The following is a 26,832-nucleotide window of genomic DNA, read 5'->3' on the forward strand; positions in this document are numbered from 1 at the left end:
ACAATGGTGGACTCGCTCTTGCATCGGACCTTCTATGAATACTCCTGACTGCGCGCTGGCGGCGCGCGACGGCCTGCCGCCCGATGCGCGGCGCCTGGCCATGCTGTCGGTGGCCATCGGCGTCGGCATGGCCTCGCTCGACACCGCCATCGCCAACACCGCTCTGCCGGCGATTGCCGACCAGCTGCACACCACGCCGGCGGCCTCGGTATGGATCGTCAACGTCTACCAACTGGCGATGGTGGCCACCCTGCTGCCGTTTGCCGCGCTGGGCGAGGTGATCGGCTACCGGCGCGTGTGCATCTTCGGCCTGGCGCTGTTCACCGCCGCCTCGCTGGCCTGCGCGCTGGCGTGGTCGCTGCCTTCGCTGGTGGTGGCGCGCCTGTTCCAGGGCATCGGCGGCGCCGCCATGATGGGCGTGAACACCGCCATGGTGCGCACCATCTTCCCGGCGCGCCTGCACGGCCACGGCTTCGGCCTGAATTCGCTGGTGGTGGCGGTGGCGTTTGCGGTCGGCCCGACGGCGGCCTCGCTGATCCTGGCGGTCGCCAGCTGGCCATGGCTGTTTGCCATCAATGTGCCGCTGGGCGTGGCGGCGGTGCTGCTGGCGCGCCGCGCCCTGCCGCACACGGCGCGCGCCAGCCACCGCATCGACGCTCCCACCGCCATCCTCAACGCGCTGGCGTTCGGCATGCTGATCCTCACCTTTGGCGAGGGCGCGCACCAGCAAAGCTGGCACACGCTGCTGCCGGAGCTGATCGCCACCGTGCTCTTGTTTGCCCTGCTGCTGCGCCGCCAGGCCGGCCACGCCGCGCCAATGCTGCCGGTGGACCTGTTCCGGCGCCCTTTGTTCACGCTGTCGGCGCTGACCGCGGTGTGCACCTTTGCCGCCCAGGGCCTGGCGTTTGTCTCGCTGCCGTTCTACTTCGAGCACACGCTGGGGCGCTCGCCGATCGAGACCGGCTTCCTGATGACGCCGTGGGCGGTGCTGGTGGCGGTGATGGCGCCGATCGCCGGCCGCCTGAGCGACCGCTATCCGCCCGGCGCGCTGGGCGGCATCGGCCTGGCCCTGCTGTCGTCCGGACTGGTGGCGATGCTGATGCTGCCGCCGCAGCCGGCCGCGTTCGACATCGGCTGGCGCATGGCCTGGTGCGGCATCGGCTTTGGCTTCTTCCAGGCGCCCAACCTGAAAGCCATCATGGGCAGCGCGCCGGCCAGCCGTGCGGGCGGCGCCAGCGGCATCGTCGCCACCGCGCGCCTGCTGGGGCAAGCCACCGGCGCGGCGCTGGTGGCGTATTGCTTCACGCTGTCGGCCACGCGCGGCACCGCGTATGCGCTGGTGCTGGCGGCGGTGTTTGCCGGCGTCGCCAGCGTGGCCAGCTTCGCGCGGCTGGCGGTTACTTCGGCCGCGCCGGCCTGACTGCGGCATCGGGCTTGCTGAGCCGCCCCTGGCGCAACTGGCCGACGGCTGCCGCCACCGCCAGCGCGACGTTGCGCACCTCCTGCAGGAAAGCCTCATCCTGATCCAGCACTGCATGGCTGTTGGCGTAGGACTCGTAATAGCCCAGATAGCGGTCCAGCGCCGACTGCTGGCCGGCGTCAATCAATCCCATCCAGCTCAACCAGTCGGCCAGGTTGCGGCGCAGGCTTTCGGCGCCGGCGACGTCGCCATGCACCACCAGGCCGTAGGTACGGCCGGCCAGGTGCTTGGGATAGTCCCAGCCGGCCAGTTCCAGCGCCTTGGCTTCAGCCGCCTTCTTGCCGTGGGTGCGGGTGGGATCGGGATTGCCGCCGTCCGCGCACACCAGGCGGTCGATCATCAGTTTGAGCGGCGACGGCGCCTGGTACCAGTACACCGGCGTCAGGATGATGATGCCGTGCGCGGCCACCCATTTTTCATAAATCTCCGCCATCCAGTCATTGGTCTGGCGTTCGGCGTGGTTGGGATAGCAGCTGCACGGCCAGTGGCACAGCGGCATGGCGGTCGAAACGCAGCCCTTGCAGGGATGGATGTGCAGATCGTAGCTGGAGGTGAGCAGGCTCAGATCCAGCACATCGGTCTCGATGCCGGCTTGCGCCAGCGTTTGCTGCGCCCACTGGCTCATGCGCCAGGTCTTGGAGACTTCGCCGGGGCAGCTGCCGTCGTTGCGCGCGGCGCCGATAATCAGCAGCACGCGCGAGCGCGTGGCCGGGTCCTGCTGCCGCTGCTGGGCGGCGGTCAGGCGGTCGCGCGTGGCTTTCCACTCGACCGACAGGTCGTAGTCGGGATCGGCAAATTCCGGCCCGGCCTTTTGCGTGCGCGGGGCCTTGCGGCCGGCATCGTAATTGCGCCACGCGACCTCCTCCACCTGCGCCAGCGCGGCTTGCACCGGCTCGAACGCCGGGTCGGCAAAGGACCGCATGAATTGCAAATGGAATTCTTCGCGCTGCAGCGGCTGCGGCGCCTGACCTGTCCTGACCTCTGCCATATCACCTCCTGTTTGCGCCCAGCTTGACACGCGGCCGGGCTGCGCTCCGTTCGCTGACGCACACTCCTACAAGGCCACGGCGCGTGCTCCTACTCACCCATCCACGGGCCGGGCTTAGCATGACATTTTCGAAAGGAGACCCATCATGAGCCAGCCCAACAAACCAAGCGAAAAAGGCTTCAAACCCGGCGCCAACATGCCGCACCAGGGCTATGATCCCAAGCAGCACGGCATGTCGGAAAGCGGCAACCATGCCAGCGGCGATGCGGCCAACGACACGCCGACCGGCAACCAGCAAAGCGCCGCCAGCGTGGCCAAGCAAGTGACGCACCGCGACCGCCAGGCCGGCGCGCGCGGCGACGACTACAGCGACAGCAATCGCAACAAGGGCAAAGACAAAGGCTGACCCCACGTCAATTTCCAGTTTACCGGACATGGATTTCCTGTAAAATGGAAATCCATGGACATCAATCTTTTGATCGCCCGCCGCGTGCGGGCATTGCGCGACGCCCAGAGCCTGTCGCTGGACGCGCTGGCCGCGCGCAGCGGCGTGGGCCGCTCCACCATCTCGCTGATTGAGCGCGGCGAGAGCAGCCCCACTGCGGCCGTGCTGGACAAGCTGGCCAGCGCACTGGGCGTGGCCTTGGCCGCGCTGTTTGAGGACAAAGCGGCGCCGGATCGGGCGCCATCGCCGGTGGCGCGCGTGGCCGACCAGCCAGTGTGGACCGATCCCGGCTCCGGCTACATGCGGCGCAGCCTGTCGCCGGCGGCGCCGTCGCCGCTGCAGCTGGTGGACGTGGTGTTCCCGGCCGGCCAGCGCGTGGCCTACGACAGCGTGCCGCACAATGCCGACATCTACCAGCAGGTGTGGATGATCGAGGGCGCGATGGACATCAGCCTCGGCGAGCAGCACTGGCGGCTGGAAGCCGGCGACACCCTGGCCATGCGCCTCGACCGCCACATCGTCTACCACAATCCCACCCGCCAGCAGGCACGCTATCTGGTTGCGCTCACCACCCAGCCCCCCGGCAGGAGAACCGCATGAACATCACCGTCCGTCGCATCACTGCCGACGAAGCCCGCACCCGCGCCGACGAACTGGCGGCGGCATTGGCCGATGTCCTGATCGATTGTGTGGAAGGCGGCGCCTCGGTCAGCTTCATGCTGCCGCTGCCGCGCGCCAGGGCGCTGGCGTTCTGGCACGGCGTGCTGGAAGGCGCGGCGCGCCATGAACGCGTGCTGCTGGTGGCGCACAGCGCCGCGGGGCGCATCATCGGCACCGTGCAACTGATCACCGCCCTGCCCGACAATCAGCCGCACCGCGCGGACGTGGCCAAGATGCTGGTGCACCGCGACGCACGCCGGCGCGGCGTGGCAGCGCAGTTGCTGGCCGCGGTCGATCAGGCGGCGCGCGAGGAAGGCAAAAGCGTGCTGGTACTGGACACCGTCACCGGCGGCGACGCCGAGCGCCTGTACCAGCGCGCCGGCTGGCAGGCGGTCGGCAGCGTACCGAATTACGCCCTGATGCCGGACGGCGCATACTGTGGCACCACCTTCTTCCACAAGCAGCTTGCAGTGTAAAATGCCGCATGGCCCGAACACCAAAAGAACACCGCGCCTGGGTGCGCATGCCATCCGGCCGCCGGCTGGATCTGCTCGACCCGACGCCGTTTGACTGGGACGACAGCGACCTGGCGCTGGGCCTGGCGCGCACTTATCGCTGGGGCGGACACTCGGCCTGGCCGCTGCCGCTGTCGGTGGCGCAGCACTCGCTGACCGTGATGCAGGTGCGCGCAGCCGCCTGCGCGGCGGCCGGCCTGCAACTGTCACCGCTTTCCGCGCTGCGCGAACTGCTGCACGATGCCGAGGAAGGCTTGCTCGGTTTCGACTGCGTGTCGCCGCTCAAGCCCTTCATGGGCGAGGCCTTCAAGACCCTGACCCTGAAACTGGAGGCGGCCGTATTCCTGCGCTACGGCCTGCCGCGCTGGACCGCCAGGGAGCACGCGGCCCACAAGCTGGCCGACCGTCTGGCAGCCGCCAGCGAGGCGGTGCACATCGCCGGCTGGTCGGCGCAGGAAGTCCAGCAGACGTTGAAGATCAGCGTGCCGCCACTGAGCGACGATCCACTCCACGCCATCTACGGCGGCACCCCATGGGAGCCATGGCCGCCGGCCCTGGCCGCCGAGCGCTTCCTCGCCGAGCTGGAGCGGCTCAAGGCGCTGGCCGGATAACCAGCTAGTACGCCACATCCTCCAGACGGTAGCGAAACTTGCGACGCTCCGGCAAATCCCATCCTTGCTGGCCGGAGCGCTCCCCTTGCTCAATTTGGCTTGTTCGCGCATCCACAATTCGATCGCGCTGGTAATCGCGGAAGACAAGTCCTGCGCGCCGCCGCGTACTTGCAGTTGAGAAACGAGTCGGAGCAGGACATCGGTGTCTCCCTGCAGATTCATTGTGGATTTCATTCGATTTCTCCTTCTATTTTGTTCTGCTTTCCTCTATTTAGACCTGCTCCGCGGCTAGAAGTTCAACTTGCGAGGAAAATAGGAGGAAATAGAGAAAAATAGAGCCTAAAATCGAAGGAAATACACAAGGAGTCGCGGCGCAATCCCCAGCCTATACCTTCGTATAACTATACGAAACGGCCAAGGTTGACGAGAATGGATTCATCAACCTCATCTGGAGCCCGACCATGAATACTGCATCCGTCGTTATTGCCGATGTCCACCCGCTGATCCGCGCCGGCATGGCTGCTTTGATCGAGTCCGATGGCAAGTTCACGCTGCTGGGCCAGGCCGCCAACGGCAGCCAGGCGGTCGAAATGTGCGAGCGCCTGCAGCCGGACCTGCTGTTGATGGACCTGAACATGCCCGACTGCGACGGCGTCGAAGCCATCGGCCGCATCCGCGCCCACCATCCGGACGCCAAGGTCATCATCCTCAGCGGCCACGACGGCGAGGACGACGCCGACCGCAGCATGCGCGCCGGCGCCCACGCCTACATGCTGAAGAGCGCCCCGCTGGACGACCTGATGACCTGCATCCACGCCGTGCTGCAAGGGCGCAAATTCATGATGCCGGAACTGGCGCTCAAGCTGGCCAGCCGCATCCACGGCAACCAGCTGACGCCGCGCGAGCGCGACATCCTTGGCCACCTGGCCAGCGGCATGAGCAACAAGGTGATTGCGCGCGCGGCCGGCATCGGCGTCGGCACCGTCAAGTTCCATGTCAAGAGCATCATGTCCAAGCTGAACGTGTGCACCCGCACCGAGGCGGCCATGGTGGCGGCCCGGCGCGGGCTGGTGCATCTGAACTAGGCAGCCTATCTTAAGGCGGGCGCGCGCGCTGGCGCCTTCCGCTACCATCGGCGCTTCCGTATTGCGAGGAGCGCCATGAACTGCCTGAAGACCGTATGGCTGGCGTGCGCGCTGGCTGCACCGCTGGCCCACGCCGCCGCGCCGATGGCGCACACGCAGGCGCCCGGCTACTACCGCATCATGCTGGACACGTTTGAAGTGACCGCGCTGTCGGACGGCACCCACCCGTTCCCGGTCGACACGGTGATGACCAACATCAGCCAGCAGCAGGCGCTGCAAGACCTGGCCGAGGCCGAGCTCAAGCTGCCGGTGCAAGGCTCGATCAACGCCTTCCTGATCAACACCGGCAGCAAGCTGATCCTGATCGACACCGGCGCCGGCGCGCTGTACGGCGATTGCTGCGGCAAGCTGGTGCGCCATTTGCGCGCCGCCGGCTACCAGCCCGAGCAAGTCGACGAAATCTACCTCACCCACCTGCACAAAGACCACGCCGGCGGCGTCGCCGCCTTCCCCAACGCGGTGCTGCGGCTGTCGCAAGCCGAGGCCGATTACTGGCTGACGCCGGCCAACAAGGCCACGGCGCCGGATTTCCTGGCCAGCTTCTTCGATGCCGCGCAAGCCGCCGTCGCGCCCTACCAGGCCGCCGGCCGCTTCCAGCCCTACCGCGACTTCGGCCCGCTGGAAGCCGGCATCGCCGCCCTGCCCGCGCCCGGCCACACGCCCGGCCACGCCAGCTACCTGATCCAGAACAAACTGCTGGTGTGGGGCGACATCGTCCACGTCGCGCCGATCCAGCTGCCGCATCCGGCCGCCACGGTCAAGTACGACAGCAGCGCGGCCAGCGCCCAGGCCACGCGCAGCCAGCTGCTGCAACAGGCGGCCGGGCAACACTGGATCATCGGCGCCGCCCACATCGCCTTCCCCGGGCTGGGCCACATCCGCCGCCAGCAGGGCGCCTACCAGTGGCTGCCGCTTAACTACGACGAGGCACCGGCAGCTCAGCCCTAAGTCGGAGCCAGACTTTTGGCAGGGGTGTTTCAAGCGCGCGCTGCTTACACTGCAAGCGCAGTTCTTAACCACTCACACAGGAGCACCTTATGTCGAACAGCAAACTGGCGGTCGATCACGTCATCACCGAAGATGGCACCCGCATTCACTTCAAGGACTGGGGCACCGGCCCGGCCGTGGTCTTCAGCCACGGCTGGCCGCTGCAGGGCGACGCCTGGGAAGACCAGATGATCTTCCTGGCCAGCAAGGGCTACCGCGTGATCGCCCACGACCGCCGCGGCCACGGCCTGTCCAGCCAGCCATGGCAGGGCAACGACATGGACACCTACGCCGACGACCTGGCCACCCTGCTCAACGCGCTGGACATCAAGGACGCCACCCTGGTCGGCCACTCCACCGGCGGCGGCGAGGTGGCGCGCTACATCGGCCGCCACGGCAGCGCGCGCGTGAAACAGGCGGTGCTGGTGGGCGCGGTGCCGCCGCAGATGGTGGTCTCGGCCACCAATCCGGACGGCCTGCCGATGTCGGTGTTCGACGGCATCCGCGACGGCGTGCTGAAGGACCGCTCGCAATTTTTCCAGGACCTGACCATCCCGTTCTACGGCTACAACCGTCCGGGCGCCAGGGAATCGCAGGGCGTACGCGATACCTTCTGGCTGCAGGGCATGCAGTGCGGCATCAAAAACGCCTATGACTGCATCAAGCAATTCTCGGAAACCGACTTCACCGCCGACCTGAAGAAAATCGACGTGCCGACCCTGTTCGTGCACGGCGACGACGACCAGATCGTGCCGATCGGCGCCTCTGCCAAGGCCGCCGTCAAGCTGGTGAAAAACGCCACCCTGCTGGTGTACGAAGGCGCGCCGCACGGCCTGCCGACCACCCACAAGGAACGCCTGAACGCCGACCTGCTGGCCTTCCTGCAGTCCAACTAACCCGATCGGGTAATCCGGCGCTTGCAACTATGCCGGATTTTCCGCGCCGGCCCTATCCTGCATGATGTGTGCTGTCCTGACTTCATTGTGGATTGCCAGATGGCCAGCATGCAGCTTCCTCCCGACCTGCGTCCCGCGCGCCTCAACGCGCTGGGCGCCTTTGCCGCCTCGATCGCGCATGAAGTCAAGCAGCCGCTGGCGGCGGTCAAGCTGCACGCCGAAGCCTGCCTGGCGCTGCTGGAGCACGATCCGCCGCGCATCGACGACGCCCGCGCCGCCCTGCGCGTGCTGATGCAAGCCAGCGTGACAGCTGGCGACCTGCTGCGCAGCCTGCACGGCATGGCCTGCCGGGCCGAACCCGCCCCCCGCCTGTTCGACATCGACGACGCCGTGCGCGAGGTGCTGCAGCTGACCCGCGCGCAACTGCGCCAGCACGGCATCGCGCTGCACGAGCACTACGGGCTGGACGGCTGCCAGCTGCAGGCCGACCGCGTGCAGCTGATGCAGGTGATCATGAATCTGGTACTGAACGCCATCGAGGCGCGGCCGCGCACGCTGACGCTGCGCACCACCCTGCGCCACGGCGCGGTGCGCATCGTGGTGGCCGACGACGGCGCCGGCATCCCGGCCGGGCTGGCCGGGTCGATATACGAACCGCTGTTTTCCACCAAGCCGGGCGGCACCGGCATGGGGCTGGCGATCTGCCGCAGCATCGTCCAGGCCCATGGCGGGCGCCTGTGGCACAGCGGCAGCGCCGGCAACACGGCTTTTCACCTCAGCTTCAAGGAGTACACCTTATGGACCCCATCTCGATCCTGATCGCGGACGATCATCCCCTGATACTGGCAGGCTTGAGCGCGCTGCTGGGCGCCATGCCGGAATTCCGCGTGGCGGCGCAGGCCGCCGACGGCGAACAGGCGGTGGCGCTGTACCGCCAGCACCGGCCGGACCTGGTCATGATGGACCTCAACATGCCGCGCCTGCACGGCCTGGCCGCCATCGAGCAGATCCGCGCCGAGGATGCCAGCGCCAGCATCGTCATCCTCACCACTTATCAGGGTGACGAAGACGTTTACCGCGGCCTGCAGGCCGGCGCCAAGGCCTACCTGCTGAAGGACGGCGAACCGGCCCAGCTGCTCGACTGCCTGCGCACCGTCGCCAGCGGCAAGCAATACCTGCCGCCCACGGTGGCCAACAAGCTGGCCGAACGCATGGCCAGCAGCCAGTTGTCGCGGCGCGAGCTGGACATCCTGGCCCACCTGGCCACCGGCAAGAGCAACAAGATGATTGCGCGCAGCGCCGACATCGAGGTCGGCACTGTCAAATTCCACGTCAACAACATCCTGGCCAAGCTCAATGTTGCCAGCCGCACCGAGGCGGCCACGGTGGCGGCCCGGCGCGGCTTGCTCAGCGTGTTTTAGTTCACGACCTTGGCCGGCACCGCCGGCAGCACCTTGTGGCTGCTGTGGGTGCGTTCCGGCGCCTTGTGCACCATGGTGTAAGCGTAGTCCACGCCCATGCCGTAGGCGCCCGAGTGCTCGCGCACGATGGCCATCACGGCATCGTAGGTCTCGCGGTGGGCCCAGTCGCGCTGCCATTCGAGCAGCACCTGCTGCCAGGTCACCGGCACCACGCCAGCCTGGATCATGCGCTGCATGGCGTAGTCGTGCGCTTCCTTCGAGGTGCCGCCCGAAGCGTCGGCCACCATGTAGATTTCGTAGTCGCCTTCCAGCATGGCGCACAGGGCGAAGGTGGTGTTGCACACCTCGGTCCACAGGCCGGCCACGATGACTTTTTTCTTGCCGTTGGCTTTCAGCGCGTCGCGCACTTTCTGGTCATCCCACGAGTTCATCGAGGAGCGTTCCAGGATCTCTTTTTCCGGGAACACGTCCAGCAGTTCCGGATAGGTGTGGCCCGAGAAGGCTTCGGTTTCCACGGTGGTGATGGTGGTCGGGATGCCAAACACCTTGGCCGCCTTGGCCAGCGCCACGGTATTGTTCTTCAACACCTGGCGGTCGATCGACTGCACGCCAAACGCCATTTGCGGCTGGTGGTCGATGAAGATCAGCTGGCTGTTACGCGGGGTCAGGACTTCGAGTTTCGGATTGCTCATGATGGGTTCCATGTGGTGTAAAAGGAAACGCCATCTTAGGCGGCGCTCCGCTGAAAAACCACTCATCCAAATATAGGCTTTTCTCTTACCCCGGCTCTGCTAAGATGCATGCCATGAAAACACAACTGACCGAACTGGCGCGCGGCCTGCGCGACCTGCACAAACAATTGATCCACCTGGAAACCCAGTACTTCGGCGCCGTCGGCAGCCCGCTGGAGCATTTGCAGCTGATCACCAATCACCCGCATTTCGCCTGGCTGCAAAAGCTGTCCGGCCTGATGACCCAGCTCGACGAACGCCTCGACGACGCCGAGCCGGTCACGCTGGAGGAAGCCAAGGCCTTCCGCCAGTCGGTGGAAATGCTGATCGGCCCGTGCGCGGAAGGCGATACCGCCTTCCGCGCCAAGTACAACGCCCTGCTGCACGATGGCCCGGAACTGGTGATGGCGCACGGCGCCGTGCGCAAGCTGCTGGCCGCGCTCGCCTGATCGTCGCCTGGCGCCGCCTAGCGCCGCAGCCAGCGCGGCAGCCAGCGCTTCCAGCGCGCCTGCCCGGCATAGGCGCAGGCGGCCGGCACCGTCAGCAGCACGCGCGTGCCGCCGCCCGCGCGCGGCTCCACCCGCACCTGGGCGCCGATGCGCGCCCCCCGCTCGAACAAGCCGGTCAGGCCCCAGTGGCCGGCGCGGCCCTGCTGCACCAGCTCGGGTGCGATGCCCTTGCCATCATCCAGCACCTGCAGGCAAAACTGGTCCGGCTGATAATGCAGCTCGACCTGCACCGTGGCCGCCTCGGCGTGGCGGAAGGCATTCATCATGGCCTCGCGGCCGATGGCATACGATTCGCAGGCAGCCTGCTCCTCCAGCGCGCGCGGCTGCCCCACGCTGCGCAGGCTGAACACGCTGCGATGGCTTTCCTGCAGCACCTCGCCAATCAGCGCCAGGCTGCGCGCCAGGTCGCCGTCGCCCATGGCGCCCGAGCGCAGATCCAGCACCTCGTCGCGCCCCTCCTCCATCACCTTGTCGGCCATCAGCAGCACGCGTTCAATCTTCTGCCGGCCGGCCGAATCCGGCGGCAGGCTGCGCAGCGCCGACTGGAAACTCAGCGTCAGCCCATGCACGCTTTGCAGGAAACTGTCGTGCAGGGCGCGCGCGATGCGTTCGCGCTCGGCCATGCGGGTGGCGATCCGCATGGTTGCCTGCCGCAGCCACAGCCGGTACAGCAGATACAACAGCCCGGCCGCCGCCAGCGCGCACAGCGCATAAAACAGCGGCGTCTGGGTAAAGGTGGGCAGGATGCGCAGCGCCACCACCGCCTCCCGCTCGCTCCACTGGCCAAACTGATTGACCGCCGCCACCCGGAAGCGGTAATCGCCCGGCCCCAGCTTGGTGTAGGACACGGCGCGGCGCGGGCCCGGCTCCTGCCATTCCTCCTCCACGCCCTCCAGCCGGTAGCGGAAGCGCACGCCTTCCGGCATGGTGTAGCTGAGCGCGGTGTATTCGAAACGCAGCGAGGTGGTACCGGCCGGCAGCACCACCGGCTGGCTGAAGTCGAGATAGCGCTTGCCCCGCGCCACCAGCGTTTCGATCTGCGCCTGCGGCGCATGCGGCAACGGCACCTGCCTGGTGCTGTCGAGCCGGGCAATGCCGCTGACGCCGGCAAACCACAGCTGGCCGGCGCCATCCGCGATCGCGCTCGGCAACCGGATGGCGGTGGCGGCAAAGTCCGGATAGCCATCCAGCACGCCGTACAGCACGTAGCGCAGCGGCTGACGCGGATCGGCCAGCACCGCCTGCCAATCGGCGGCGCGCACCTGCACCACGCCCTTGCTGCCGTTGAACCAGCGATCGCCATCGGACGTGACCACCATGCCGGACACCCGCGCCAGCACATCCGGATCGGCCGCCGTCAGCCGGTGGAACTGGCCGCCGTGCAGCACCGCCAGCCCGGCATTGCCGGCCGCGATCACGTCCTTGCCGCCATGCAGATAAGTGATGGCGCCAATCTCGTGCGCGCCCTGCGCCGCATAACGCGTGATGCGGCCGTCCTCAAAGCGCAGCACCTCGCCATCGTTATAGCCGAACCACACCGGCGCCGCGCCGCCCGCCGCATTAGCGCTGCGCTCGCCGGCCGCCACAAAGAAGATTCCCGGCGGTAAGCCCAGCTCGGACTGGGTTTGCCATTTACCTTCATGCCGGCGGAACGTGCCGCGCCCGCCGATGGTAATCCACAGGTCGCGCCCATCGTCGAGGACGCGGGTGATCCGCACCGCACCGGCCTGGCCGTCCGGCGCCGGCGGATAGGCGATGCGCTCCACCTTGCCCGCCTGACGGCGCTCGATATACTCGGCGCCGGCCAGCAGCAGCGCACCATCGGCAGCATTGGCCAGCACCCCAAACAGGCCAGCCGGATGGCGCTCCAGCACCCGCGCCGGCGCATCGGCGCGCAGCTGCCACAGCTCGCCGGTGGGCCGCGCCCAGGCCAGCACCTGACCATCGGCATCGCGCGCAAAGCTGAACATGCGTTCGCCGCCGTTCAGGCGCGCCGGCGTCAGCCGGTTGTTGCGGAAGCGCTCGACGCCGGCCTGGGTGCCGACCCAGATATTGCCGTCGCGGTCCTCAAACAGCACATTGCCGGTCAGGCTGCTGACCTGCCACGCCTGATCCAGCTGGCTGTCCGGCCGCGCGGTCGGCCGCTGCACGGCGGACGGTCCCAGCCCGATGCCATCGCTGCGGCACACGCCGGGACAAGCCAGCGTCCAGTAATTGCCGTCGCGGTCGAACAAGCCATTCTCCTGGCCCTCGGCCTGCGCCTGCCAGCCGGCGCGCGGCCGGTCCGGCCCGGCGTGCTGCGGCGGTACCGGCACCAGTTGCTCGTGGGTGTCCAGCCACAGGCGGCCGTCCGGCGAGGCGCTCAGGTTGACCGTGCTGTAGCCGCTCAACACCACGCGAAAGCGCGCCGCGCCGCGCGGCAGCACCAGCAATTGCTCGCCGGCCGCCACCCACAATTGCTCATACTGGTCGAGAATCAGATTGGAGGCGCGTCCCGGCGGCAGCCCCAGCGCCTTGCCGACATTCTCCCAGACGCCGTTTTTCAGTTGCAGCAAACCGTTATTGGTCGCCGCCCACAACACGCCATCCTGGTCGCGCACCGTGCTGGTCACCGGCCCCACCAGCACCTTGCCCAGCATGGCGGGCGCGTGCCGCAGATGGCCCTGGCTCAGCACGCTGACGCCGCCATAGATATAGCCGATCAGCAGGTCGCCATTGCGCAGCGCGGTCAGCGCTGTGATCGGCCGGCGCGGCAACGCCTCGCCCTCCAGCGCCTCAAAGCGACGGAAACGCACGCCGTCAAAGCGGTACAAGCCGTTGCTGCTGCCGATCCACAGCCAGCCGTCGCTGGTCTGCGCCATGGCCGCAATCTCGCCGGGGGCGCCATCCTTGCCGGTCCAGATATTGTGGTGGTAATCGCTGAGAGCAACCTTGCTGTCCAGCGCCCAAGCGCTGGGGGCGCCGATCAGCAAAGCTAACAGGCACAGGAAAATGGAAACGTTAGGCATGCCCGCATCATAGACGAAAATGCAAAATGTAAAAACCTATCAATCAGATAGAAACAATAAAATTTACCAATGTTGCCGCAAACGTTAATCTGACTCTCATCGCAACCGGAGAGCACCACCATGAAACGCCTGCACAACTTGCCATTGCCCGTCAGCGCCCTGGCCCTGCTGACCGCCTTCGTCCTTGGCGCCCTGGATTTCCACACCGCCGGCTGGGGTTTCTTCGGCGTCGGCGTGATCGCCTGGGTCAGGCTGGACGCCGCGCAGCTGCTGCGCTCGGACCGCTACGGCCTGCCGCCAGCACTGGCCCTGCTGGCCTACCCGGCGCTGGCCGGCGCCCAGGCCAGCACCGCGGTCACCTTTGCGCTGGCGCTGCACGCGCTGGTGGTATGCCTGATACTGCTGAGCCGCCACCTGGCGGACGACCTGGCGCAAGGACTTTCTCAGCAAAAAGGGATAAGTCAGCGTATCTAAAGTGGTTTTCTCAGATATCCACATCAACTGTGGATAAGGGTGTGAATAACGCCCTCTTGACAGCCGAGAACGCCTTTAACGGCGGGCGCTATAACAAATTGCCTAATCCACAGGCAGATTTTTTATCTCATAAAATCAAGCACTTACGAAAACCAAAAAGTCGCCGCCCGGCGGCTTGGGCGCCGCTTGAAAAAATAATTTATGTGCATAAGTGAGAAGCGCGACACCGTTGTTGCGCCGCACAGGGAATCCTTTGACAAAAGTGCTGGCGAGGAATAGTGTCACTCTGGCGTTCGACCTGTTCGACTTACCTGGGACTAGCTGCATGAATCAGAACGACGACGATACCGATTGGATGATAGAAGACGAGGCGCAGCCGGGCACCCAGGCGCGCGCCAACGCCAGCGCCAGCGCCACCCCGGCGCCGGCGCCCTGGCGCGTGCTGATCGTGGATGACGACGTCGACGTCCACGTGGTCACCAAGTTCTCCCTGAGCAATGCCTGCTTCCAGGGCCGCCGGCTCAGCTTCCTGCACGCCTACAGCGGCGAGGAAGCCCTCAACGTGCTGCGCAACACCCCCGACATCGCGCTGGTGCTGCTGGACGTCATCATGGAAACCAGCGACGCCGGCCTGCACGTGGCGCGCCAGATCCGCGACCAGCTGCACAACCAGCTGGTGCGCATCGTGCTGCGCACCGGCCAGCCGGGCCAGGCGCTGGAGCACAGCATCATCCTCGACTACGACATCAACGACTTCTGGTGCAAGACCGACCTCACCACGCGCAAGCTGTTCACCACCGTGATCTCTTCGCTGCGCGCGTACGCCGGGCTGGAGGAAGCGCACCGCCACACCGTCACCCTGCAAGCCGAGCTGGACGCTGCCCGCAAGCTGCTGGCGGCGGTCGACCAGCACGCGGTGGTGCTCACCCTGGACCCGCGCGGCCGCATTGCCAGCGTCAACGACAAGTGCTGCGCGGTGTTCCAGTTCAGCCGCGAAGAATTGCTCGGCGCCGACCCGCGCCTGCTGCACGCCCCGCCCTACCCGCAGGACCAGCTGGCCGACGCCCTGCAGGCGCTCAAGGACGGCGAAGCCTGGACCGACGTCATCACCACCTGGCGGCGCGACGGCCAGGAGGTGCGCCTGCGGGTGACCGCCACCGGGGACGATGGCGGCGTCATCCTGGTCGGCAGCGTCTTGCAGGCGCTCAAGAAACCACTTTAAGTTTCGCTTAAGTGACGGATCCGTAAGCGTTTTTTGGGATATCCACAAATGCTGTGGATATCTATGTGGATATACCCCCATTGACAACGAATACCGCCTGCAACGGCGCGGTTTCCTACAAACTGCCCATCCAAGAGGCAAAAACAAAACCCTTAAAAATCAACGACTTGGAGTTTCACGGATTGTAACGCGAAAACTTTTCAAAAAAATTCTTGCCAACATGATTTGTGCATAAGTAAACCGGGCCGGCGCCCCTCAATGCGGCGCTTTTCGGCGCTGATCGGGGTGCAATAACACCCGTTCGATGACTTTGGGATGGACGTTGTGCGACTTCAGGTACTCGATCGCACACACGGTATTAAAGCTGGACTGCACGGTCAGGCCGCGCTCGACAATGGCACTGCTGTGTTCATCATGGCGCTGCTGGAACAACATCAGCGGCGGCGCCGATTCCAGGCTCTGGACTAGCGTAACGTTCATCATGATCCTTGGTAAGAAGTGAGGGCTGCCGCCCGATCGGTGATGCGCTCAAGGAGTATGGTCGACGGTGGCGGAAAGTCAATGTCAGCCTCCTATCATTTCGCAATTATAATGAGGCATGACTCCCGACATTGCCCGCCCCCGCCCCACCTCGCTGCTGGACCTGTTTATCTCGTTCACCATCCTCGCCCTGCAAGGCTTTGGCGGCGTGCTGGCCGTGGTGCAACGCGAACTGGTGGAACGCAAGAAATGGCTGACGCCGGAGGAGTTTGTTGAAGACTGGGCGGTGGCGCAGATCATGCCGGGACCGAACGTGGTCAACCTGTCGCTGATGATCGGCGACCGCTACTTCGGCCTGCGCGGCGCGCTGGTCGCGCTGGCCGGCATGCTGTGCGTGCCGCTGCTGGTGGTGCTGGGGCTGGCCCTGCTGTACGCGCAGTACGGCAGCCATCCGGGCGTGGCCGGCGCCCTGCGCGGCATGGCCGCCGTCACCGCCGGCATGATTGCCGCCACCGGCCTCAAGCTGGCCTCGGCCTTGCGCAGCCATCCGCTGCCGCGCTGGCAAAATGCCCTGATCGCGCTGGGCTGCATCGGCTTCGTGCTGGGGCTGCGCCTGCCGCTGGCCTACACCCTGCTGATACTTGGCGGCCTCGGCTACGTGCTCACCTACCGCAAGCTGAAAGGGGCGGCCGCATGAACGAGGCGCCGATCCATATCGTGCTCAGCTTCAGCGACTGGCTGAGCTTGTTCGGGCACTATCTGCTGCTGTCGCTGATGTCGATCGGCGGCGCCATCTCCACCACCACCGAGATGCACCGCTACCTGGTGGTCGAGCACCACTGGCTGACGCAGGCGCAGTTCAACAACGCCATCGCCATCGCCCAGGCCGCGCCGGGGCCGAACGTGCTGTTTGTGGCGCTGATGGGCTGGAATGTCGGCCTCAACGCCGGCAGCTATACCCTGGCCCTGGCCGGGGTGGCGGTGACCATGCTGGGCATCCTGATCCCCAGCACCACCCTGACCTACCTGGCGGCGCGCTGGGGCCACCGCAACCGCGAGCTGCTGGGCGTGCGCGCCTTCAAGCAGGGCATGGCGCCGGTGGTGGTGGGCCTGATGGTGTCGGTGGGCGTGATCCTGGCCGCCAGCAACGACCAGCCGGCCACCGACTGGCCCTTGTGGCTGGTGTCAGGCGTGGCCGGCCTGCTGATCTGGCGCACCCGCATTCACCTGCTGTGGCTGCTGGCGGCGGGCGCGGCGATCGGCTGGTTCCTGCCGGCCTGACGCCGGCCGGCGCCGCGCGGCTTACTTGTTCTGGTAGCCGCCGTAGTAGTTGACCGGGCTCCAGTCCGGCTGCACCTCCAGCCTGGCCGGCGCAAACTGCCGATACTCCGGCGCCGCATACACCACCTTGCCGTTGACGATGGTCAGGCTGGCCTCCAGGTTTTTGATCTGCTCCAGCTCCATGGTGAAGTAGTCCTGCGGCAGGATCACCACGTCAGCGTACTGGCCCTTGGCCAGCGTGCCCTTCAGCTTTTCCTCGCCGCTCATCCAGGCGCTGCCCTGCGTCATCAGCTTGAGCGCCTGATAGCGGCTCAGCACGTCCTTGTCCTGCCAGATCTTCAGGCCGCCGGCGGTCTTGCCGCTGACCGCCCAGTAAATCGATGGCCACGGGCCGTAGCTCGACACGCGCGTGCCGTCGGTGCCAAGACCGACCGGGATTTTCATCTCCAGCATCTTCTTAATCGGCGGCATCTGGCGCGTTTGCTGGCCATACTGTTTCCAGTACAACTCGCCCTGGAAATACATGCGGTCCTGCACCGCAATGCCGCCGCCCAGCGCCCTCACGCGCGCCAGCTGTTTGTCGCTGATGGTTTCAGCGTGGTCGAAGAACCAGCGCAGGCCATTGAGCGGGGTGTCACGGTTCACTTTCTCGATTACCGCCAGGTCGCGGTCGATGCTTTCGTCGTAGGTGGCGTGGATGCGGAATGGCCAGCGGTTCTTGATCAGCAGGCGCAGCACCGGTTCCAGCTCGCTCTCCATCTGGGCCGGCATGTCGGGACGCGGCTCCAGGAAGTTCTCAAAGTCGGCCGCGCTCCACACCAGATTCTCGCCGCCGCCCTCGGTGTTGTAGCCATTGGCGTAGAACAGGTGATCGTTCTTGTCCGGATGCGTCTGCGCCAGCCAGCGCTGATAGTCTTCCAGTTCCTTGCCCGGCTTCTGCGCGAACAGATAGTAGGACGTACGCACCGTCAGCTTGCCGTTCCTGGCCAGCTCCAGGCTGACCGCGTAATCGTCCGGATAGGCCTGGCCGCCGCCGCCGGCGTCAATCGCGCTGGTCAGGCCGAGGCGGTTCAGTTCGGTGTAGTACTGCTGGGTCGAGTTCAGTTGCTGCTCGCGCGACAGCGCGCCGGTCTTGGCCAGCGTGGTGTACAGGATCATGGCGTTCGGCTTGGCGATCAGCTTGCCGGTCGGCTTGCCGTCCGCGCCCAGCTCCACCACGCCATCCTTGAATTTGGTGTTGGCGTCGTAACCCAGGGTCTCGATGCCCTTCTTGTTCAGGAAGCCGAGGCCGTACAGGTACAGCAGGAATACCGGCTTGTCCGGCACCGCCTGGTTGATTTCTTCCAGCGTCGGCAGGCGTTTTTCTTCGAACTGGTATTCATTCCAGCCGCCCACCACCTTGACCCAGGCGCCGTCCGGCGTGCGCGCGGCCTGTTCCTTCAGCATCTGCAAGGCGCGCTTGAGCGAGGTCACGCCATCCCAGCGCAGCTCGGCGTTGTAGTTCAGGCCTTCGCGGATGATGTGCAGGTGGGAGTCGTTCAGGCCGGGAATCACGGTCTTGCCGGCAGCGTCAATGACCTGGGTGTTGGCGGTCTTGCGTTTGAGGATATGGGCGTTGCTGCCCACGGCGTCGATCTTGCCGTCGGTGATGGCGAGGGCTTGCGCGTAGGCGCCCTCTTTGGTCATGGTGGCGACCTTGCCATTGGTGATGATGATGTCGGTGGCGTGCGCGTAGCCAAAAGGCGCGCAGGCGATCGCCGCCGCGAACGCGAGCTGCTTCAATTTCATAACTACTCCTGGAAAATAAAAAACCGGCGCGGTGGTGGCCGCGCCGGCGGCGTCAGAGAATTGAGGCGAGCTCAGTTCTCGTGGATTAGTCTTTCAGCGCTTCGATGGCGAAGGTCAGGGTCACGTCATCGCCCACGTGCGGTGCGTATTTGCCGGCGTTGAACTCAGTGCGCTTGATGGTGGCGGTGGCGTTGGCGCCGCAAGCCAGCTTCTTCATCATCGGGTGGTCCATGCACTGGAAGTGGGTGACGGTCAGGGTGACTGGCTTGGTTACGCCCTTGATGGTCAGGTTGCCTTCCACGGTCGACGGCACGTCGCCCTTGAAGTTGACCTTGGTCGACTTGTAGGTGATGGTTGGGTACTTGGCGGTGTCGAGGAAATCTTCGCCCTGGATGTGCTGATCAAACAGCTTGGAGCCGGTGTCGACCGACTTGGCATCGATGGTCGCTTCCACCGAACCGGTCTTGGCGGCGCGGTCCAGCGTCACTTTGGCGGTGGTGTTATTGAAGCGGCTTTGCTGGGTCGAGTAGCCGAAGTGGCTGTAGCTGAAGCTGGAGAAGGTGTGGTTGGCGTCCGACGAGAAGGTCTCAGGGGCGGCAAAGGCGGACAGCGACACACCAGCGGCGATCAACAGGGCAACGATTTTTTTCATTTAGAAACTCCTAATGTAGGGAACAAGATTGTTCGAGTGAGGACGATTATGCTCGCGACATCTAAAGTTGTAAAACGAAAAATTTACCGCTTTACTATCGATAAAATCGATCATTCCCGCATGCCGTTATGATAACGGCGCGATCAGAAAAGCGTATCTGCCTTAAGGCGTGTGAAGGGATTACCCGGCCGGGGAAGTGGGCATCTATCGAAACACTTGCTGCAACGTTTGCGCCTCCAGCATCCGCTCGCTCCAGGCTGCATGGCCGATGGCGGCTTTCCAGGGCGAGTCGTAGCGGGCGGGTGGCGAGGGATGGGGCATCCCTCCAGTATCGGCTCAGGCCACCGGGCACCTGTTGATGACGATCAGGCCGCGATGGCGGCGTCGGTGGCCGAGGGGTGGTTGAGGATGCGGCTGAGCAGGCGTTGTTCCAGCGCGGCGAAGGCGGCGCTGCCGCGCGCGCGAGGGCGCGGCAGGTCGACTTTCAGGTCCAGCGTGATACGGCCTTCTTCAATCAGTACCACGCGGTCGGCCAGCGCGATCGCTTCCTGCACATCGTGCGTCACCAGCACGGCAGTGAAGCCGCGTGACAGCCATAAAGATTCGATCAGCTGCTGCATCTCGATGCGGGTCAGCGCGTCCAATGCGCCCAGCGGTTCATCCAGCAGCAGCAGTTGCGGCTCGTGCAGCAACGCGCGCGCCAGGGCCACGCGCTGACGCTGGCCACCCGACAACTCGGAAGGCCAGTCATTCGCGCGCTCGGCCAGGCCGACCGTCGCCAGCGTGGCCGCCGCCGCGTTCAGGGAGCGCGGCAAGCCGATCGCCACATTCTCCAGCACCGTCTTCCACGGCAGCAGACGCGCTTCCTGGAACATGATGCGGATACTGGCCGCGATGCTGCCCTTGCCGACCGCAATCGTGCCCTGCTCCGCCGTCTCCAGCCCCGCGATTGCGCGCAGCAGGGTGCTCTTGCCGCAGCCGCTGCGGCCGACGATGGCCACGAACTCGCCCGGCGCCAGCGCCAGCTGCACATCCTTCAGCACCTGGCGCGAGCCGAACGACTTGCTGACCTGGTCCAGTGCCAGCGACACGCCCTGACGGCGCGGCGGCTGCGCCGCGGTCCAGGTGGCGCCTTCACGCGGCAGCGCGCCCGTATCGAATAAAGCGGTGGATATAAACATGCGTTCTCCTTAACGGTATGCGGGATTCCAGCGCAGGAAGTGCTTCTCCATGCCGCGCGAAACCAAATCAGCCAGCTTGCCCAGCAAGGCGTACAACAAGATCCCCACCAGCACCACGTCGGTCTGCAGGAACTCGCGGGCGTTCATGGTCATGTAGCCGATGCCGGCCTGCGCGGAAATGGTCTCCGCCACGATCAGCAGCACCCACACCAGACCCAGTGAAAAGCGCACGCCAACCAGAACCGATGGCAGCGCCGCCGGCAAAATCACATCGCGATACAGCGGCCAGCCGGACAAGCCATAACTGCGCGCCATCTCGATCAAGCCCTGATCGGCCGCACGGATGCCGTGGAAGGTATTCAGGTACACCGGGAAGAACACGCCCACCGCCAGCAGGAACAGCTTGGCCGTCTCATCAATGCCGAACCACAGGATCACCAGCGGGATCAAGGCCAGCGCCGGGATATTGCGGATCATCTGCAGCGTGGTGTCCAGCAGCGTCTCGGCGCCGCGGAAGCTGCCGGTCAGCAGGCCAAGCGCCAGCCCGAGGCCGGCACCGATGGCAAAGCCGCTGGCCGCGCGCCACAAGCTGGTACGCAAATGCGTCCACAGCTCGCCGGATTCCGCGAGCGACCAGAAGGCCTTGGCCACCGCCCACGGTTCCGGCAGGATGCGGCTGGACAGCCAGCCCAGTTGCGACGACACCTGCCACAGCGCGATCAGCAGCACCGGCAGCACCCACGGCATCCATGCGCTCTGCTTTTTCCTCATCTCACGCCGCCTTCTTCTTCGGGATGATATCGCTGGCCATGATCTCGCCGAAAGGCCCGGTCAGCGATTGCTCGCCATGGTCCTTGCCCTTGCCCAGCAGCGGGAACACCAGCTCCGCAAAGCGGTACGACTCTTCCAGATGCGGATAGCCCGAGAAGATAAAGGTCTCGATGCCGAGCGCCTGATATTCCCGGATGCGCGCCGCCACGGTTTCGGGGTCGCCCACCAGCGCGGTCCCGGCGCCACCACGCACCAGTCCCACGCCGGCCCAGAGGTTGGGCGATACTTCCAGCTTGTCGCGACGGCCACCGTGCAAGGCCGCCATGCGCTGCTGTCCAACGGAATCCATTTTTGAAAACGCCGCTTGTGCCTTGGCGATGGTTTCATCGTCCAGATGGCTGATCAGCTCATCGGCCGCGCGCCACGCTTCCTCATTCGTCTCACGCACGATCACATGCAGACGGATGCCGAACTTCACGCTGCGCCCATGTCTGGCGGCGCGCGCGCGGATATCATCCAGCTTGGCCGCCACCGCTGCCGGAGGCTCGCCCCAGGTCAGATACACGTCCATCTGCTCGGCCGCCAGTTCGTGCGCCGGCTCCGACGAACCGCCGAAGTACAGCGGCGGATATGGCTTCTGCACCGGCGGATACAGCGTCCTGGCGCCTTTCACCGTAATATGCTTGCCCTCAAAATCGTAGCCCTTGTCGCCGCCCTCGCCGGCCAGCGAGGCGCGCCACACGCGGATAAATTCATCCGAGATTTCGTAGCGCCTGGCGTGATCGGCAAACAGGCCGTCCGCTTCCAGCTCGCCCTGATCGCCGCCGGTGACGACGTTGATCAGCAGGCGGCCGTTGGACAGGCGGTCGAAGGTCGACGCCATGCGCACCGCCAGCCCTGGCGTGGTCAGGCCCGGACGGATCGCCACCAGGAATTTCAGCTTCTGCGTCACATGAATCAGCGACGAGGCCACCACCCACGCATCCTCGCAGGAACGGCCGGTCGGCAGCAGCACGCCGTCGTAACCCAGCGTATCGGCGGCCACCGCCACCTGTTTCAGATAATTGGCGTCGATGGGACGCGAACCCTTGGACGTGCCGAGATAGCGGCTGTCGCCATGGGTCGGAATAAACCAGAAAATATTCAGAGACATCTTGTCGGTCCTTATTGCGCGTCCTTGACGGCGATCGGTTTCGGTATCAGTTTCAGGCTGGCGAAGGTATCGGCCAGCTTTTGCTGCTGCGCCAGCACCTCGCCGGTGATCGGCTTGACGCCGTAGGAATAGCGCGATGCGGCCAGCGCCACCACGTCCACATCGAGCCCGGTCTGCGCCGACAGGATTTGCGCGACTTCCTTCGGATTCTTCGCGCCCCATTCATCCACCTTGGCGATTTCCTCCAGCAGGATGCGAATGATCTCGCCATTCTTTTCCGCATAGGGCCGCGAAGCCAGATAGAACTGGTGATTCGCCACCAGCCCTTTGCCATCGGCCAGCACACGCGCGCCCAGCTGCTTCTCGGCGGCGGCCAGGAACGGGTCCCAGATCACCCACGCATCCACGCTGCCGCGTTCAAACGCCGCGCGCGCGTCGGCCGGGGTCAGGTACAGCACTTCGATATCCTTGTAAGCCACGCCGGCTTTCTCCAGCGCCTTGACCAGCAGATAATGCACATTGGAGCCTTTGTTCAGCGCGACCTTCTTGCCTTTCAACTCCGCCACGCTGCGCAGTCTGGAATCCTTGGGCACGACAATCGCCTCGCTGCCTGGCGATGGCGGCTCGTTGCCGACATAAACCAGATTGGCGCCAGCCGCCTGCGCGAAGATCGGCGGCGCTTCGCCCACCGTGCCGAAATCCACGCTGCCGACGTTCAGCCCTTCCAGCAGTTGCGGCCCGGCCGGGAACTCGGTCCACTTGACCGTGATATTGCGGGCAGCAAGGCGCTGCTCCAGCGTGCCGCGGCCTTTCAGCAGCGTCAGCGTGCCGTACTTCTGATAGCCGATGCGCACCTCCTGCCTGGCCTGCGCCTGCGCCTGGCCGGAACTGGTGGCCGCCATTACGCCCGCCGCAAACAACAGACCCAGCGTGTGGCGGCGCGCCGCACGTTTTTGATCGATCCCCATCCTGACTCCTTAACGTGCCAGGCGCACCGGCTGCGCGCTGGCGATAAATACTTCGTCCGGCTGCTGACGCTGCGCCTGCAGCGCGTCCGACAGTGCATCGACGCCGGCCTGCACACGCCAGGCAATGGCCGGATCCACCGTCAGGCCGCTGACATCATTCCAGGTCAGTTGCTGCGAGGTGGCGTAAATACTGGTGAATACCTGACGCGCATCCAGCGCGTGCAGCACAGGGCGCAGCGCATAATCCAGCGCCAGCATGTGGGACTGGCTGCCGCCGGTGGCCAAGGGCAGCACCAGCTTGTCCTTCAAGCCGTCTTGCGGCAACAGGTCGAGGAAGGCTTTCAGCACGCCGGTATAGGCAGCTTTATAGATAGGGGTGGCGATCACAATAGCCTCCGCTTCAGCCACGGCATCGACCGCGCGCTTGAGCGTCAGGTCAGCGAAGTCCGCGTGCAGCAGCGCCTTGGCCGGCAGATCGCGCACATTCAGCCTGGTATTGCGGTGGCCGAGGGCAGCCAGCTTGTCGCCCACGTGATCCAGCAAACGGCCGGTGCTGGAAGGCGCGGCCGGGCTGCCGCTCAATAAAAGAATGCTCATGGTCTGTCCCTGTCTTGATGGTGGCAGTCAGCTTAAGTCCGCGCGATTGAAATCAAAACGAATAGTTTTACGTTTTGATATGCAAAAACCTCAGCATGATTTTTACGCATATCAAAAGCCGGAATTCTTCGTGTACTGCGTTTAGGGGTGAATGCAATACTAAAAAAACCGATACCAGGACGACGGACATACCATGTCTCAAGCACTACTAAAAACGTCGCACAACCGTGCGCACGATCCGCTGCAAGTCGCGGCCGAACTGGCGCAGCGGCTCGCAGCCAGCGCCAATGCGCGCGACCAGGCCGGCGGCCATGCGGCGCAGGAACGCGAATGGATACGCGCGTCCGGCCTGCTTACCCTGTCCATCCCTGCCGCCTATGGTGGCCAGGGTGCGGACTGGCCGACGGTCTATCAGGTGATACGCATCCTGGCCCGCGCCGACAGCGCGCTGGCCCACATCTTCGGCTTCCATCATCTGCAACTGGCGGGCATCCAGCTGTATGGCACGCCCCAGCAGCAGCGCCGCTTCCTGACGCAGACGGTGGAGCAGAATCTTTTCTGGGGCAACGCCCTCAATCCGCTCGACAAGCGCACCATCGCCACCGATGCCGACTATGGCTTCCAGCTGGATGGCGTCAAGAGTTTTTGTTCCGGCTCAGTGGGATCGGACTGGCTCACCATCTCGGCATGGCACCACGAGACGCAGTCAGCGCTGATCGGCGTAGTGCCAACGCGCCAGCATGGCATTGCGGTGCAGGCCGACTGGGATGCCTTCGGCCAGAAGCAGACCGACAGCGGCAACGTGCAATTCAATCAGGTGTCGCTGCCATCGACGCAGGTGCTGCAGGCGCCGGGCGTGAAGCCGACCGCGCAGGCCACGCTACGCTCGCAGGTGGCGCAGCTGATCATGGCCAATGTTTACCTCGGCATTGGCGAAGGCGCGTTCGAGGCCGCGCGCGGCTACCTCACGCAAGAGGCGCGGCCGTGGTTCGCGTCCGGCGTCGCCTCTGCCGGCGCCGATCCGCTGGTGCAGCACCGCTTCGGCCAGTTGTGGCTCAAACTGCGTCCTGCCTCGGTGCTGGCCGATCAAGCGGCGCAGGAGCTGGAGCGCCTGTTCCGTCTCGGCGCGGCGGTGACTGCGCAGCAGCGCGGCGAGCTGGCGGTGTCCGTAGCCGAGGCCAAGGTGCTGGCGCATCAGGCGGGGGTCGACGTCAGCAACCAGATCTTCGAACTGACAGGCGCCCGCTCGACTTCCGCCAAATTTGGCTTTGACCGCTACTGGCGCAATGCGCGGGTGCATACCCTGCACGATCCGGTCGACTACAAGATCCGCGACCTCGGACGCTATGCGCTCGACGGCACGCTGCCTGAACCTACTGCCTATTCCTGATGACTACTCCCCTGATTCGCATCGAGCATGCGAGCAAATCATTTGGCGATTTTCACGCGGTGCGCGACGTATCGCTGGACGTCGGCCAAGGCGACATCTTTGGCCTGATCGGCAAGAGCGGCGCCGGCAAATCGACGCTGCTGCGTTTAATTAATCTGCTGGAGCGCCCGGATCAAGGCGCGATTACGGTCGATGGCCGCGAACTGACGTCGCTGTCCAAGCGCGACCTGCGCGATGCGCGCGCCAACATCGGCATGATTTTTCAGCAGTTCAATCTGCTGCAGAATGCCAGCGTATCTGAGAATGTGGCTTTTCCTTTACGTATCCACGGCGGACAAAACAAGCAGCAGATCGCTGCACGCGTGGCGGACTGCCTGCAGCTGGTCGGCCTGAGCGACAAGAGCGCCAGCTATCCGACACAGCTTTCGGGCGGGCAGAAACAGCGTGTCGCCATCGCCCGCGCACTGGCCAGCAAGCCGGCGGTGCTGCTGTGCGATGAACCGACTTCCGCACTGGACGCAGAAACCACACGCGCGCTGCTGGCGACGCTGAAGGACATCAACCACCGTCTGGGCGTGACCATCGTGATCGTCAGCCATGAGCTGGACGTGATTGGCGAAATCTGCAACCGCGTTGCCGTCATCGAAAATGGCGCCATCGCCGAACAATTCGCCCTCGACGACGCCAGCAGCCTGGCCGCCCCGCGCCTCACCGCCCTGGGCCGCGAACTGGCCGCCGCCGTCGCCACCAGCGCCGCCCTTGCACCGCTCCCGGAGACCGCCCATGTCTGAACTCATCTCCTCGCTGGCCGCGTCGGCCAATACTGTCATCGCCATGCTGCCCGAGATGTGGGACGCGCTGGGCCAGACCTTGCTGATGCTGGGCATTGGCCTGTCGTCCGCATTACTGATCGGCGGTCCGCTCGGCATCCTGCTGTTCCTGGTCGCGGACGGCCAATCCCTGCAAAACCGCCCAGCCGCGCTGATATTGGGCTGGCTGGTGAACACCGTGCGCTCCTTCCCCTTCATCATCCTGCTGGTGGCGCTGGTGCCGTTCACCCGCATCATCGCCGGCACCTCCATCGGCCCGCTGGCCGCCGCCGTGCCGCTGTCCTTCGCCGCCATCCCCTACTTCGCGCGCCTGGTCGAACAAAACCTGCGCGAAGTTCCGCGCGGCGTGATCGAAGCCGCACACGCCATGGGCGCATCGGAATTCCAGATCATCCTGCGCGTGCTGCTGGTCGAAGCCCGCTCCGGCCTCGTACTCGCGCTGACCGTACTGTCCATCAGCTTCCTGTCCTACTCCGCCGTGGCCGGCGTGGTGGGCGGCGGCGGCATCGGCGACCTCGCCATCCGCTATGGCTACTACCGCTTCGAAACCGACATCATGGTCGCCACTGTGGCACTCCTGATCTTGATGGTGCAGCTGATCCAGTTCACCGGCAACCGCATCGCCAGACGCATCGACAAACGTTAAATA

The 26,832-nt window shown here is 65.2% G+C and carries 30 protein-coding genes; 19 read left to right on the forward strand and 11 right to left on the reverse strand.

The genetic code is table 11. The features are described from left to right. Positions 1–34: 34 nt before the first annotated feature. The gene (locus tag ABDW57_RS07945) at positions 35–1,420 is read left to right on the forward strand and encodes an MFS transporter (protein WP_343729667.1); all 1,386 of its coding nucleotides are present in this window, start codon (positions 35–37) and stop codon (positions 1,418–1,420) included. Here the strand turns inward: ABDW57_RS07945 and ABDW57_RS07950 are convergent. Continuing rightward, positions 1,398–2,468, reverse strand: coding sequence for a flavodoxin family protein (locus ABDW57_RS07950; RefSeq protein ID WP_343729668.1), 1,071 nt, complete (start codon positions 2,466–2,468; stop codon positions 1,398–1,400). The genes ABDW57_RS07945 and ABDW57_RS07950 overlap by 23 nt on opposite strands. Positions 2,469–2,613: 145 nt before the next feature. Between ABDW57_RS07950 and ABDW57_RS07955 the strand changes: the two genes are divergently transcribed. From ABDW57_RS07955 to ABDW57_RS07995, 9 genes are all read left to right on the forward strand, one after another. Further along, positions 2,614–2,874 (forward strand): hypothetical protein, encoded by a 261-nt coding sequence (locus ABDW57_RS07955; RefSeq protein WP_343729669.1) that lies wholly within the window; start codon positions 2,614–2,616, stop codon positions 2,872–2,874. Positions 2,875–2,928: 54 nt separating this feature from the next. Further along, complete coding sequence (locus ABDW57_RS07960; RefSeq protein ID WP_343729670.1) at positions 2,929–3,513, forward strand: XRE family transcriptional regulator; 585 nt, start codon at positions 2,929–2,931, stop codon at positions 3,511–3,513. After that, a complete protein-coding gene (locus ABDW57_RS07965) occupies positions 3,510–4,049 on the forward strand; it encodes a GNAT family N-acetyltransferase (protein ID WP_343729671.1) in 540 nt (179 codons plus the stop codon). Before ABDW57_RS07960 ends, ABDW57_RS07965 begins: the two co-directional genes overlap by 4 nt. Positions 4,050–4,057: 8 nt before the next feature. Next, a complete protein-coding gene (locus ABDW57_RS07970; protein WP_343729672.1) occupies positions 4,058–4,699 on the forward strand; it encodes a phosphohydrolase in 642 nt (213 codons plus the stop codon). Positions 4,700–5,160: 461 nt separating this feature from the next. Beyond that, positions 5,161–5,784, forward strand: coding sequence for a response regulator transcription factor (locus tag ABDW57_RS07975; RefSeq protein WP_343729673.1), 624 nt, complete (start codon positions 5,161–5,163; stop codon positions 5,782–5,784). 75 nt (positions 5,785–5,859) lie between these two features. Then, the gene (locus ABDW57_RS07980) at positions 5,860–6,792 is read left to right on the forward strand and encodes an MBL fold metallo-hydrolase (RefSeq protein WP_343729674.1); all 933 of its coding nucleotides are present in this window, start codon (positions 5,860–5,862) and stop codon (positions 6,790–6,792) included. An 89-nt stretch (positions 6,793–6,881) separates the two neighbouring features. Further along, a complete protein-coding gene (locus ABDW57_RS07985; RefSeq protein ID WP_343729675.1) occupies positions 6,882–7,727 on the forward strand; it encodes an alpha/beta hydrolase in 846 nt (281 codons plus the stop codon). Between the two features lie 108 nt (positions 7,728–7,835). After that, positions 7,836–8,546 carry an ATP-binding protein gene (locus ABDW57_RS07990; RefSeq protein WP_343729676.1) on the forward strand — a complete coding sequence of 237 codons (711 nt, stop codon included), beginning with the start codon at positions 7,836–7,838 and terminating at the stop codon, positions 8,544–8,546. Beyond that, positions 8,525–9,148 carry a response regulator transcription factor gene (locus ABDW57_RS07995; RefSeq protein ID WP_343729677.1) on the forward strand — a complete coding sequence of 208 codons (624 nt, stop codon included), beginning with the start codon at positions 8,525–8,527 and terminating at the stop codon, positions 9,146–9,148. The genes ABDW57_RS07990 and ABDW57_RS07995 overlap by 22 nt, the downstream gene beginning before the upstream one ends. On the opposite strand, the gene ABDW57_RS08000 is transcribed toward ABDW57_RS07995, so the two are convergent. Further along, the gene (locus tag ABDW57_RS08000) at positions 9,145–9,840 is read right to left on the reverse strand and encodes a hydrolase (protein WP_343729678.1); all 696 of its coding nucleotides are present in this window, start codon (positions 9,838–9,840) and stop codon (positions 9,145–9,147) included. The two genes, ABDW57_RS07995 and ABDW57_RS08000, sit on opposite strands and share 4 nt — an antisense overlap. Before the next feature lie 113 nt (positions 9,841–9,953). On the opposite strand from ABDW57_RS08000, the gene ABDW57_RS08005 reads away from it, so the two are divergent. Next, positions 9,954–10,328: a hypothetical protein gene (locus ABDW57_RS08005; RefSeq protein ID WP_343729679.1), complete on the forward strand. Its 375-nt coding sequence runs from the start codon at positions 9,954–9,956 to the stop codon at positions 10,326–10,328. A 17-nt stretch (positions 10,329–10,345) separates the two neighbouring features. On the opposite strand, the gene ABDW57_RS08010 is transcribed toward ABDW57_RS08005, so the two are convergent. Further along, complete coding sequence (locus tag ABDW57_RS08010; protein ID WP_343729680.1) at positions 10,346–13,396, reverse strand: two-component regulator propeller domain-containing protein; 3,051 nt, start codon at positions 13,394–13,396, stop codon at positions 10,346–10,348. A gap of 120 nt (positions 13,397–13,516) precedes the next feature. Between ABDW57_RS08010 and ABDW57_RS08015 the strand changes: the two genes are divergently transcribed. The 3 genes from ABDW57_RS08015 (at position 13,517) to ABDW57_RS08025 (ending at position 15,092) form a co-directional block, all read left to right on the forward strand. Next, on the forward strand, positions 13,517–13,870 hold the full coding sequence (locus ABDW57_RS08015) for a hypothetical protein (protein ID WP_343729681.1): 354 nt from the start codon (positions 13,517–13,519) through the stop codon (positions 13,868–13,870). A gap of 41 nt (positions 13,871–13,911) precedes the next feature. After that, a complete protein-coding gene (locus tag ABDW57_RS08020) occupies positions 13,912–14,085 on the forward strand; it encodes a hypothetical protein (protein WP_343729682.1) in 174 nt (57 codons plus the stop codon). Between the two features lie 110 nt (positions 14,086–14,195). Next, entirely contained in the window at positions 14,196–15,092 is an 897-nt protein-coding gene (locus ABDW57_RS08025; RefSeq protein ID WP_343729683.1) for a PAS domain-containing protein, read from the forward strand. A gap of 255 nt (positions 15,093–15,347) precedes the next feature. Here ABDW57_RS08025 and ABDW57_RS08030 read toward each other — a convergent pair whose 3' ends face one another. Beyond that, complete coding sequence (locus ABDW57_RS08030) at positions 15,348–15,575, reverse strand: hypothetical protein (RefSeq protein ID WP_343729684.1); 228 nt, start codon at positions 15,573–15,575, stop codon at positions 15,348–15,350. 115 nt (positions 15,576–15,690) lie between these two features. Here ABDW57_RS08030 and ABDW57_RS08035 point away from each other — a divergent pair, with 115 nt between their 5' ends. Both ABDW57_RS08035 and ABDW57_RS08040 read left to right on the forward strand, forming a co-directional pair. Then, positions 15,691–16,269, forward strand: a complete 579-nt coding sequence (locus ABDW57_RS08035) for a chromate transporter (protein WP_343729685.1) — start codon at positions 15,691–15,693, stop codon at positions 16,267–16,269. Next, positions 16,266–16,853 (forward strand): chromate transporter, encoded by a 588-nt coding sequence (locus ABDW57_RS08040; RefSeq protein WP_343729686.1) that lies wholly within the window; start codon positions 16,266–16,268, stop codon positions 16,851–16,853. The genes ABDW57_RS08035 and ABDW57_RS08040 overlap by 4 nt, the downstream gene beginning before the upstream one ends. Before the next feature lie 21 nt (positions 16,854–16,874). Here the strand turns inward: ABDW57_RS08040 and ABDW57_RS08045 are convergent, their stop codons facing one another. From ABDW57_RS08045 to ssuE, 7 genes are all read right to left on the reverse strand, one after another. After that, entirely contained in the window at positions 16,875–18,641 is a 1,767-nt protein-coding gene (locus tag ABDW57_RS08045) for an amidohydrolase (RefSeq protein ID WP_343729687.1), read from the reverse strand. A gap of 85 nt (positions 18,642–18,726) precedes the next feature. Next, positions 18,727–19,293 carry a YceI family protein gene (locus ABDW57_RS08050; RefSeq protein ID WP_343729688.1) on the reverse strand — a complete coding sequence of 189 codons (567 nt, stop codon included), beginning with the start codon at positions 19,291–19,293 and terminating at the stop codon, positions 18,727–18,729. 365 nt (positions 19,294–19,658) lie between these two features. Beyond that, positions 19,659–20,474 (reverse strand): ATP-binding cassette domain-containing protein, encoded by an 816-nt coding sequence (locus tag ABDW57_RS08055; RefSeq protein ID WP_343729689.1) that lies wholly within the window; start codon positions 20,472–20,474, stop codon positions 19,659–19,661. A 9-nt stretch (positions 20,475–20,483) separates the two neighbouring features. After that, positions 20,484–21,245 (reverse strand): aliphatic sulfonate ABC transporter permease SsuC, encoded by a 762-nt coding sequence (gene ssuC / locus ABDW57_RS08060; RefSeq protein ID WP_343729690.1) that lies wholly within the window; start codon positions 21,243–21,245, stop codon positions 20,484–20,486. A 1-nt stretch (position 21,246) separates the two neighbouring features. Continuing rightward, positions 21,247–22,392 (reverse strand): FMNH2-dependent alkanesulfonate monooxygenase, encoded by a 1,146-nt coding sequence (gene ssuD, locus ABDW57_RS08065; protein ID WP_343730005.1) that lies wholly within the window; start codon positions 22,390–22,392, stop codon positions 21,247–21,249. 17 nt (positions 22,393–22,409) lie between these two features. After that, positions 22,410–23,366, reverse strand: coding sequence for a sulfonate ABC transporter substrate-binding protein (locus ABDW57_RS08070; protein WP_343729691.1), 957 nt, complete (start codon positions 23,364–23,366; stop codon positions 22,410–22,412). A gap of 9 nt (positions 23,367–23,375) precedes the next feature. Continuing rightward, positions 23,376–23,963, reverse strand: coding sequence for an NADPH-dependent FMN reductase (ssuE, locus tag ABDW57_RS08075; protein ID WP_343729692.1), 588 nt, complete (start codon positions 23,961–23,963; stop codon positions 23,376–23,378). A 193-nt stretch (positions 23,964–24,156) separates the two neighbouring features. Between ssuE and ABDW57_RS08080 the strand changes: the two genes are divergently transcribed. Genes ABDW57_RS08080 through ABDW57_RS08090 form a run of 3 tightly spaced genes read left to right on the forward strand, consistent with a single transcriptional unit; the run spans position 24,157 to position 26,829 of the window. Next, positions 24,157–25,353 carry an acyl-CoA dehydrogenase family protein gene (locus tag ABDW57_RS08080; protein ID WP_343729693.1) on the forward strand — a complete coding sequence of 399 codons (1,197 nt, stop codon included), beginning with the start codon at positions 24,157–24,159 and terminating at the stop codon, positions 25,351–25,353. Then, entirely contained in the window at positions 25,353–26,144 is a 792-nt protein-coding gene (locus ABDW57_RS08085; protein WP_343729694.1) for an ATP-binding cassette domain-containing protein, read from the forward strand. The genes ABDW57_RS08080 and ABDW57_RS08085 overlap by 1 nt, the downstream gene beginning before the upstream one ends. Then, entirely contained in the window at positions 26,137–26,829 is a 693-nt protein-coding gene (locus ABDW57_RS08090; RefSeq protein WP_343729695.1) for a methionine ABC transporter permease, read from the forward strand. Before ABDW57_RS08085 ends, ABDW57_RS08090 begins: the two co-directional genes overlap by 8 nt. Positions 26,830–26,832 lie beyond the last annotated feature (3 nt).

Source organism: Duganella sp. (genome assembly GCF_039595735.1).
Lineage (GTDB): Bacteria > Pseudomonadota > Gammaproteobacteria > Burkholderiales > Burkholderiaceae_D > Rugamonas.